8 protein-coding genes and 1 pseudogene are annotated in these 10145 nt (G+C 72.1%); 4 read left to right on the plus strand and 5 right to left on the minus strand.

Annotation, left to right across the window (positions count from 1 at the left end; translation table 11 throughout):
- On the minus strand, positions 1-2329 hold a 2329-nt coding region (locus ACTS11_RS00885), incomplete at its 3' end, for a hypothetical protein (protein WP_442638470.1).
- A gap of 130 nt (positions 2330-2459) precedes the next feature.
- Between ACTS11_RS00885 and ACTS11_RS00890 the strand changes: the two genes are divergently transcribed.
- The 4 genes from ACTS11_RS00890 (at position 2460) to ACTS11_RS00905 (ending at position 6008) form a co-directional block, all read left to right on the plus strand.
- Positions 2460-2921: a peroxiredoxin gene (locus ACTS11_RS00890; RefSeq protein WP_442638471.1), complete on the plus strand. Its 462-nt coding sequence runs from the start codon at positions 2460-2462 to the stop codon at positions 2919-2921.
- Positions 2922-2977: 56 nt separating this feature from the next.
- Positions 2978-3805, plus strand: a complete 828-nt coding sequence (locus ACTS11_RS00895; protein ID WP_442638477.1) for a ferritin-like domain-containing protein — start codon at positions 2978-2980, stop codon at positions 3803-3805.
- Positions 3806-4090: 285 nt separating this feature from the next.
- Positions 4091-5431, plus strand: a complete 1341-nt coding sequence (locus ACTS11_RS00900) for a DUF5930 domain-containing protein (protein ID WP_442638472.1) — start codon at positions 4091-4093, stop codon at positions 5429-5431.
- Positions 5421-6008 carry a bactofilin family protein gene (locus ACTS11_RS00905; RefSeq protein ID WP_442638473.1) on the plus strand — a complete coding sequence of 196 codons (588 nt, stop codon included), beginning with the start codon at positions 5421-5423 and terminating at the stop codon, positions 6006-6008. The genes ACTS11_RS00900 and ACTS11_RS00905 overlap by 11 nt, the downstream gene beginning before the upstream one ends.
- Before the next feature lie 67 nt (positions 6009-6075).
- On the opposite strand, the gene ACTS11_RS00910 is transcribed toward ACTS11_RS00905, so the two are convergent.
- From ACTS11_RS00910 to ACTS11_RS00925, 4 genes and pseudogenes are all read right to left on the minus strand, one after another.
- The gene (locus ACTS11_RS00910) at positions 6076-6870 is read right to left on the minus strand and encodes a DUF2189 domain-containing protein (protein ID WP_442638474.1); all 795 of its coding nucleotides are present in this window, start codon (positions 6868-6870) and stop codon (positions 6076-6078) included.
- 74 nt (positions 6871-6944) lie between these two features.
- A complete protein-coding gene (locus ACTS11_RS00915; protein ID WP_442638475.1) occupies positions 6945-8336 on the minus strand; it encodes an amidase family protein in 1392 nt (463 codons plus the stop codon).
- 80 nt (positions 8337-8416) lie between these two features.
- Entirely contained in the window at positions 8417-9541 is a 1125-nt protein-coding gene (gene prfB, locus ACTS11_RS00920) for a peptide chain release factor 2 (RefSeq protein WP_442638476.1), read from the minus strand.
- 84 nt (positions 9542-9625) lie between these two features.
- Positions 9626-10145: pseudogene (locus tag ACTS11_RS00925) on the minus strand (penicillin-binding protein); the annotation flags it as partial.

A 10145-nucleotide genomic window follows, 5' to 3' on the forward strand; every position in this document is an offset into this window, starting at 1 on the left:
CGGGGCCGAGGCGCCTCTCGGCGGGGAGCTGCCCGGTCGCGCCCCCGCCCGCCCGCCAGCCGAGCGCGGGGACCGACAGCGCGAGGCCCGCGAGGTCGCTCGTCGCCGTCAGGCGCGCCGCCTCCCCGTCGGCCAGGTCGAGCCGGAGGTCCGTCTGCCCCCGACCGGAGAGAAGCCAGTCCGGCAGCTCCACGCCGAGCCGTGCGAGTGTCGCGCGGTCGATCGGGGCCGTCGCCTCCAGCGTCGAGGCGCGCGGCGCGTCGGGGCCGAGCGGTCGGGTCCAGGTGCCGGTGGCGGGAACGCCCTCGAAGGACGCGGTTCCGCCGATGCTGATGCGGTCCGGGACGAGCGCGACCTCCAGCCGATCCGCCGCGAGGCTCCGCTCCGGCACCAGCGTGTCCGAGGCGAAGCCCGTCACCACAGCGCGCGCGGTCAGCCCCAGCTCCTCCAGCGTCGCGGGCGTGTCGCGTCGGATCAGGCGCGGGCGCAGCTCGGCCGTCAGCGCGACCGCGCCCGTGCCGAGGCGTCCGGGCGTGAGGTCGCCGTCGCGGAACACGCGGAAGGGCGGGCCGTCGAGCACGCCGAGCACGTCGGTCAGCGCGCCCTCCACCGCGATGCTCAGCGCCGCCTCCGCCCCGCGCACGGACGTGTCCTCGACCACCATCGTCGTGCCGCCGACCGCGACGCCGCCGCCGCCCGGCGCCTCCATCGTGCCGCGATCCATCCGCACCACGAGCCGCTCGCCCGCAAGCTCGACATAGCCCGCCGCGTCCCGCACGGGCGGCCCCTCGCGCAGGGGGCGCATCGCGAGATCCTCGAAGCCGAGCTGGAGGTGGCGGCGGACCGGCCCGCCCGGCATGGCCCGGAGCGCGAAGTCCGCTCCGACCGCCCGGCCCGTCTCGATGTTCTCCGCGATCCAGCGCCGCGTCTCGGGGATGGCGGCGACCGGCCAGTAGGACAGGATGTCGGCCACCCCGACCTCCGCCACCGAGGCGTCGAGCGACAGGGCCAACCCCTCGGCCCCGGCCTCGGCCGTGCCGCGCGCGCGGAGCGTCACGTCGCCGTCCATGACAGCGGCCTCGCCGAGGTCGATGCGGATGGTCGGCGCCAGCGTCAGGCGCATGTCGACGCTGGCCCCGTCGAGAGACAGCGGCGCGTCGTAGAGATCGCCCGGAAGCAGCTCGATCCCCGAGAGGCCGAACTGGCTGACGAAGACGGTGCCGTCCTCCGACACGTCGGCATGGCCCTGCCCCGCGAACCGCAGCGCCGGGGCATCGACGCCGAAGCGCGAGAAGGCGATGCGCCGCGTCCCGGGGTCGTAGGCGAGGTCCGCCTGCAACCGCTCGAAGCCGAGCGGCGTCTCGTCCTCGGCCAGCCGGACGCGCCCCGGCCCGATGTCGAGCCGCGCCTCGAGATCGCCCACCGTCCCGTCGTCGGCGAGCCTGAGCGCGAGCCGCCCCGAGATCGGCGCGCGCATCAGGTCGAGCCAGGCCAGCGCGGGGCTGGCCGTCGCGAGGTCGCGCGCGGCGAGGTCGCGGAAGACCGCGGCGATCTCGGTCTGGTTCTCGGCCCCGCTCCGCAGGACGGCGATGTCCACCAGCGTCTCGCGGCTGCCCGAGAGCGCGCCGCCGACCGTCAGCGCGAGGCGCCCGCCGCTCCGGGTCAGGCGGGCGGCGGCGTCCTCGATGCGGATGATCTGGCCGGTCATCTCGTCGGCCATGGAGAGCTGGAGGCCGCTCGCCGTCACCTCCTGCAATCCGGCGAAGACGGGGGCCGCGAACATCGCGTCGAGCCGCGCCATCGTGTCGGGCAGCGTGACGGTGGCGGGCCCGGCGGCGCCCGAGAGGTCGAGGTCGAGCCGCCCCTCCCCGTCGCGCGAGAGCCGGAGGCCCGCGCCCGCGATCTCGACCCGCCGCGGGCGCACCTGCCCCGACAGGAGCGGCGCGGCCTCGAGCTGCACGCGCACCGCCGGAAAGGCCGCGCGCGGCGCGCCGTTGGGGTCGTAGAGGCGCACGTCGCGGAACTCGAGCACGGGCGCCCGCCCGCCCTCGGGCAGGTCCACGACCATCTGGCCGATCGAGAGGCCGCTCGCGGCCATGCCCGCGTCGAGCCGCGCCTCGATCCGGGCGGCGACGGCCTCGGGCAACGCGAAGGGCGCGGTCGTGAGCCGGAACCACATGGCCCACGCCGGGACGACGAGCAGGAAGAAGAGCACCAGCGCCACGCACAGGACGCCGCGCAGGACGCGCCTGCGACGCGTCCCGCCCCGCACCTCCGCGGCGCGCGGAACGGGCTCGCTGCCCTCGATGGTCCCCGGCGCGTGCTCCATCGATCGACGGTCGCCTGCCTCCTGCTCTTGTGCCCTTTATTCTCGCGCCAAACCTTCTAGCTTGCAAACGCGGCCGCGGCGGTCCCGCCAAACGGCCCGCACCCCGGATGAGAGCGAAGGAGAAGCTTCGATGCCGAACGTAGGCGACATGGCCCCGGATTTCACCCTGCCCCGCGACGGCGGCGGCGAGATCACCCTGTCCGCGCTGCGCCCGCGGAAGGTCGTGCTCTACTTCTACCCCAAGGACGACACCTCGGGCTGCACGAAGGAGGCGATCGAGTTCACCGGCCTCGGCCCCGACTTCGAGGCGGCGGGGGCGGTCGTCATCGGCGTCTCCAAGGACAGCGTCGCCAAGCACGACAAGTTCGTGGCCAAGCATTCGCTGGGCGTGATCCTCGCTTCCGACGAGGCCTCCGACGTCTGCGAGCGCTACGGCGTCTGGGCGGAGAAGAGCATGTACGGCAAGAAATACATGGGGATCGAGCGCTCGACCTTCCTGATCGACGCCGACGGCAAGATCGCGCGTGCCTGGGAAAAGGTGAAGGTCCCCGGCCACGCCGAGGAGGTTCTCGAGGCCGCGCGCGCGCTCTGAGGCGCAACGGGCCCTCCGACACCGCCCGGAGGGCCGAGGGTTCGACGATGACCGGGATGCTCCCCCTCGCCGAGATGGCCGAGGCCGTGCTGCGCACCGCGGACGGCCGCGCGAAGACCGCGCTGTCGCGCGCCCACGCCGCGACATGGCAGGCGGCGCGCGCCCGGGGCGAGACCCCGCCCATCGGCCGCGCGACCCCGCCCGACCGGCCCGCGCGCCCCGAACGGCCCGAGCTTCTCGACCCCCGCGACGTGCCCCGGCGGCGGCCCGGCTCGCCCCACGGCCGGCGCGCGATCCTGCACGCGGTCGCCCATATCGAGCTGAACGCCGTCGACCTCCACTGGGACGTCATCGCGCGCTTCGCCCATGTGCCCATGCCCATCGGCTTCTTCGACGACTGGGTGAAGGCGGCCGACGAGGAATCGAAGCATTTCAACCTCGTCTGCGACGTGCTCGAGGCGATGGACTGCCCCTATGGCAGCCTCGCGGCCCACGCCGGCATGTGGCGCGCGGCCGAGGACACGGCGCACGACCTGATGGCGCGCCTCGCCGTCGTGCCCATGGTTCTGGAGGCCCGCGGCCTCGACGTGACGCCCGGCATGATCGACATCTTCCGCGCCGCGGTGGACGAGCCCGCCGCCGGACGGGCCGTCGCCGCGCTCGAGGTCATCTACTCGGAGGAGGTCCATCACGTCGCCTACGGCGCGAAGTGGTTCCACTTCCTCTGCGGGCGGCACGACATCGACCCGAAGGACGCCTTCCACGACCTCGTGCGCCGCCATTTCCACGGCGCGCTGAAGCCGCCCTTCAACGAGGAGAAACGGGCCGAGGCGGGCCTTCCGCCCGACTTCTACTGGCCGCTCGCCGACGCGGCCCGCCGCTGATCCCGACGCGATAGGACGCGCCGATGCGCGGAAAGGTTCCGATGCGGCGCGCCGCATCGGCGAAATCCCGCTCAAAACTGTTTCAGAAGGCTTTCAGACCCGTGGCGAAGGCGTAGTGTGTTGAGGCGAAAGGTCTGCTGTCTTATCCCCTTTGCAGGCTTGATCGTGCCATATACCGCCGGAGTCCGGTCCGCAGGCGCCCAGGACAAGAGGCGCAGAGGCCGGAATGGATCACGGGACCAAGGTGCGGAATAAAGAAAAACTGGGGACCACGAGGCGCTGACAGTGACATCACGGCTGACGACCCGCATCCACGCGATGCTCGAGCGGCACCTGCCGGAACAACGGCTGTTCCTGAAATCGGACGAGGGCACGCGGTTCCTCCGCCTCCGCCCGGGGACGCAGGCGGCGCTGATCGCCGGAATGGGTCTCTTCGTCGGCTGGACGATCATCGTCACGTCGATCTTCCTTCTCGACACGATCTCGGCGGGCAACGCGCGCGAGCAGGCCCAGCTTGAGGACCTGCGCGTGCAGGAGCGGCTGAGCGAGCTGGAGCTCGCCCGCGACGCCCGCGCCGCCGAGGCGCGCCTCGCCCAGGAACGCTTCGCGCTCGCCATGGACCAGGTCTCGCTCATGCAGACGCGCCTGCTGGAGAGCGAGGAGCGTCGCCGCGAGCTCGAGACCGCGATCGACGTGATCCAGCTCAGCCTCCGCGACATCCGCCGCCAGCGCGACGCCGTGCAGACCGAGCTCGCCACCCTCCAGCAGGAACTCCAGGCCGAGACCGGCACGACCCAGACCGCCGCCTCGCGCGAGCGGGAACTTGCGCGGACGCTGGCCTATCTGACCGGCGCGCTCGAGGACACGGCCGTCCAGCGCGACGAGAGCCTGACGCGCATGGCCGAGGCCCAGAGCGAGGTCGAAGAGCTGAACTTCGCCGCCGCCCTCGCCGCCGAGCGGCAGGAGCGCGTCTTCCGCCAGATCGAGGACGCCGTCGCCATGTCGATGGAGCCGCTGGACGAGATGTTCCGCGCCGCGGGCCTCGCCACCGACCAGATCATCGGCCAGGTGCGCTCGACCTATTCCGGCCAGGGCGGGCCGCTCATGCCGATCACCATGTCCACCCGCGGCGAGGAACCCGACGCCATGTCGCTCCGCGCCAACGAGGTCCTGGCCGCGCTCGACGAGCTGAACCTCTACCGGATCGCGGCCGAGCAGCTGCCCTTCTCGATGCCCGTCCGCTCGAACTTCCGCCTTACCTCCGGCTTCGGCTACCGGCGCGATCCGATCAACGGCGGTCGGCGGCTTCACGCCGGCACCGACTTCGCCGGACCGCGCGGAACGCCGATCCATGCGGGCGGCGACGGAACGGTGATTTTCGCCGGCCGCCAAAGCGGTTACGGCCTGATGGTCGAGATCCAGCACCCCTTCGGAATCACCACCCGCTACGCCCACATGTCCAGGCTGCACGTCAGCGAGGGTGAAAGGGTCTCGCGCGGGGATCGCATCGGTGATATGGGCAACACGGGACGGTCCACGGGCACCCATCTTCATTACGAAGTGCGGCGCAACGGCGATCCCGTGAACCCCATGACCTTCATCACGGCAGGACGCGATGTTTTCTAAATCCAAGATCAACGAACCCGGGCCCAAGCAGGGCGGCGCCGAGGGCGACGCGCAGGGCGCCGGGGGCGCGGCATCGTCCGGCTCCACCACTTCCGGAGATTCCATGAACAAGCCTTCCACCCAGCCCGGCAAGCCCAAGCAGAGCCCCTCGGTGCTCGGCTCGGACCTGACCATCGTGGGCAACCTGCGCACGACCGGCGACGTGAACGTCGAGGGCACGGTGCAGGGCGACATCCGCGCGCACCTCCTGACCGTCGGCGAGAGCGCCAACATCGAGGGCGAGATCGTCGCGGACGACATCGTGGTGACGGGCAAGGTCACGGGCCGGGTTCGCGGCCTCAAGGTGCGCCTGACCTCCACCGCTCGCGTCGAGGGCGACATCATCCACAAGACGATCGCGATCGAGTCGGGCGCCCATTTCGAGGGCTCCGTCCAGCGCGCCGAGGACCCGCTTTCGGGCAGCGACAGCTCGGGCGGCCGCGCCTCGTTCTCCAGCGGCCAGCCCCGCCCCGGCGCGCCGGGCATGGCCCGCCCGATGGCGGCAGGCTCGATGGCGGCGAAGTCCTCCGAGGACTGAGACCGCCCATCGCGCGACAGAAGACACCGAAGCCGGGCCCCTCGCCCGGCTTCTTCCGTTTCGGGCGTCAGTCGAGCGGGATCAGCGCGCGACGGTAGATGTGCCAGGTCGCGTGCCCGAGCACCGGCAGCACGAGGTAGAGCCCGAAGAGGAACGGCGCCATCCCCGCGAAGGTCAGCCCCGCGATCACCGCCGCCCAGGCCAGCATGACGACGGGGTTACGCTTCACCACCGCGACCGAGGTGATCATCGCCGTGACGAAGTCGAGCTCCTTCTCGAGGAGGAGCGGCAGCGACACCACCGTCAGCGCGAAGAGCACGAAGGCGAAGACCGCCCCGAAGGCCGTGCCCACCAGCAGCATCCGCAAGCCCTCGGGCTGGAGCAGGTAGGCATAGGACGAGGTCACGTTGGTCAGGAAAGACGGCCCCATGAACAGCGCGAAGAGCATGTGCGCGAAGAACGACCAGAAGAGGTAGTAGACGATGATCACCCAGGACATGAGCGGCAGCTGCCGCGCCCGCTGCCGCCAGATCACGCCGAAGATCTCGTTCCGCCGCCACTCCCGCTGTCCCGCTTCGAGCCGGCGCGAGACCTCGTAGATCCCCACCGCCATGAACGGCCCGATCAGCGGAAAGCCGAAGGTCAGCGGGATCGCCAGCCACTCCATATGGAAGGAGAACAGGAGGAGGTAGATGATCCACCCCCCCATGACGCAGACATTGGCGAAGAAGAGCCCCATCATCGGCTTGCGGAGGAAGTCCCGCAGCCCCAGGCGCAGCGCCGCGACGATGTCGGACAGCGCCATCTCCCGGATCTCGGGCACCCGGGACGGCGCGACATGCCCCTCGGATGCATCGCTCATGGCCGTGCCCGCATGGCCGGTTCCTCCCCGGCCCCGAGCCTAGCGGAGGCACCGGCCCCCGGGCAAGCGGTCCGTCAGAGGCGCAGGGGGCGCGGCCCCTGCACCGCCTCCCAGGCCTCGGCGAGCGCCAGCATCGCCGCATCCGACCCCGCCCGCCCGAAGAGCTGCACGCCCCCCGGCAGCCCGGTCGCGCCGGTTCCCGCCGGCAGCCCGAGCGCCGGCAGCCCGGCCAGCGAGGCTGGCACGACAACCTCCATCCAGCGGTGATAGGTGTCCATCCCCTGCCCGGCGATCTCGCGCGGCCAGTCCCACCCGGCGGGGAAGGGCCAGACCTGCGTCGCGGGCAGCGCCAGCGCGTCGTAGCGCGCGAAGAGCGCCTCGAGCGCCGCGAGCCACTGGCCCCTCTGCGCCACCGCCCGCTCGACCCGCGCCCCGGTGATGGCGAAGCCCCGCTCCACCTCCCAGGCCGCCTGCGCGTTCAGCCCGCTCCGCCGCGCCTCGTCGCGGTAGTGGACGCCCAGGTCCTGCGCCACGGCGAAGCTGCGCAGTTCCGTCCAGCTCTCCCAGAGCACCTCGCGCGGCAGCGGCGGCGCCACCGGCTCCACCTCCCAGCCCGCCGCCTGCATCCGGCCGAGCGCGCCCTCGGCATGGGCGAGAATGCCCGCCTCCATCGCGTAGGCCCCGCCCCAGTCGCCGAGCCAGCCGATGCGCGGCCGCGCGGGCGCCGGGCCGCCGCCGCCGAACCCGCCGCCCGCCATCGTGGCGAGAAGCGGCGCGAGATCCCCCGCCTCCCGCGCCATCGGCCCGAGCGTCGAGAGCCTGTGGGAGAAGGCCGCCGCCCCGTCGTCCTTCGGGACGAGGCCCACGGTCGGCCGGAACCCGTAGACGTCGCACCAGGCGGCCGGGTTCCTCAGCGAGCCCATCATGTCCGACCCGTCCGCCACCGCCAGCATCCCCGTGGCGAGCGCCGCCGCCGCCCCGCCCGAGGAACCGCCCGCCGTGCGCGAGAGGTCCGCGGGGTTGCGCGTCACCCCGAAGACCGGGTTCGTCGAATGCGAGCCGAGCCCGAACATCGGCACGTTCGTCTTGCCGATGACGATGGCGCCCGCCGCCTTCAGCCGGGCCACCACGGGCGCGTCCGCCGCCGCGACGGCCCCGGCGAGGAAGGGCGCGCCGCTCGTCGTCGGCAGTCCCTTGACGTCCACCAGGTCCTTGACCGCGAAGGGCACGCCATGCAGCCAGCCGCGCGGCCCCCCGCCACGCAACCCGGCCTCCATCAGCCGCGCCTCGCCCATCAGCCGCTCGCGGTCGCGCAGCGAGACGATCGCGTTGACCTTGCCGTTGACCGCGCCGATCCGCTCCAGCGTCTCGCGCATCACCTCCACGGGCGAGACCTCGCCCCGCGCGATCATGCCCCCCAGCGCCCGCGCGCCCCGCCCGATCAGCTCCACGCCCCGCCCCTTCATCTTTCTTCAAATACGCATCATCGCGCGGCACGCGCGGGGCGCCCGGGCGGGGCTCCCGGCCCCGGACGGGCGCCGCCCCCTCAGACGGCGCGGGCCTCCGAGCGGCTCTTGCCGCTGGCGTTCATGGCGAGCGTCGCGGCCATCAGCCCGTCGAGATCGCCGTCGAGCACGCCCTGCGTGTCCGAGGTCTCGTAGTTCGTCCGGAGGTCCTTCACCATCTGGTAGGGCTGCAGCACGTAGGAGCGGATCTGGTTGCCCCAGCCCGCCTCGCCCTTGGCCTCGTGCGCCTCCTGGATCGAGGCGGTGCGCTTCTCCAGCTCCATCTGGTAGAGCCGCGACTTCAGCGCCTTCATGGCGATGTCGCGGTTCTGGTGCTGCGACTTCTCCGAGGAGGTCACAACGATCCCCGTGGGCAGGTGCGTGATCCGCACGGCGGAGTCGGTCGTGTTGACGTGCTGCCCGCCCGCACCGCTCGAGCGGTAGGTGTCGATCCGGATCTCCGAGGGGTTCACCTCGATCTCGATGTTGTCGTCCACGACCGGGTAGACCCAGACCGAGGAGAAGGACGTGTGCCGCCGCGCCGCGCTGTCGTAGGGGCTGATCCGCACCAGCCGGTGCACGCCCGATTCCGACTTGAGCCAGCCGTAGGCGTTGTGGCCGGTGATCTTGTAGACGGCGGACTTGATGCCCGCCTCCTCGCCGTAACTGACGGACTGCAGCTCGACCTCGTAGCCGTGCTTCTCGGCCCAGCGCGTGTACATCCGCGCCAGCATCCCCGCCCAATCGCAGCTCTCGGTGCCGCCGGCGCCGGCGTTCACCTCGAGGAAGGTGTCGTTGGTGTCGGCCTCGCCGTCGAGCAGCGCCTCGAGCTCCTTGGCGGCGGCGGTCTTCACCAGGTCGGCCAGCGCCGCCTCGGCCTCGGCCACGACCTCGGCGTCGTCCTCGGCCTCGCCGAGCTCGATCAGCTCGACATTGTCGCTGAGCCCCGTCTTGATCGCCTCGTAGGTGCCGATCTGGTCGACGAGGATCTGCCGCTCGCGCATCAGCTTCTGCGCCTTCTCGGGGTCGTTCCAGAGGTTGGGGTCCTCGACGCGGGCGTTGAACTCCTCCAGCCGGTGCTGCGCGGTCTCGAGCCCCATGCGCTGCCCCAGGAGCGTCAGCGACCTCCGGATCTTCTCGATGTTGGATTGCGTCTCTGCGCGCATCGTGCTGCCTCGTCTTGCGGTGCGGGAGAGATAGACAATCCCGGCCCGCCCCTCAAGGCGGACCTTCCCCGGCCTGCCTCCCCGTCAGTAGAGCCCGCCCGCCGAGAGCGTGCCGAAGCCCGTGCCCGTGGGCACCCGCGCCGCATCGCCCGTGGAGGTGCGCACCGTCGTCTCCGCGCGCGGACCCGTCGCCGCGCCCGGCTGGACGAACTCGGCGTCCACGTCGCCCTCGCCGCGCCCGAACATCGGCAGGTCCGAGCCCATGCCCCAGCCGCCGTCGATGACCGCGAGCAGCCCCTCGAAGGGCGCCTCGCCGTCGCGGAAGAGCTCGTAGACCACGTGCTCGCCGGTGCTGCCGTCGGGCAGGCGCGCGCCGGAATAGCGGTCGATCGGGTAGAACGTCCCGCCCGGCGGCACCGCGAAGGGTGCGCCGCCGTATTCGCGCACGGCCTCGCGCATGAACTCGGCGAAGACCGGTCCGCACATGCCGCCGCCCGAGGCGCCGCGCCCGAGGCTGCGGGGCTGGTCGTAGCCGATGTAGCAGCCCGCCACGATGGTCGAGGAGAAGCCGACGAACCAGACGTCGCGCGCCTCGTTCGTGGTG

The sequence above is a fragment of the Roseicyclus sp. genome (assembly GCF_052168335.1).
Lineage (GTDB): Bacteria > Pseudomonadota > Alphaproteobacteria > Rhodobacterales > Rhodobacteraceae > Roseibacterium.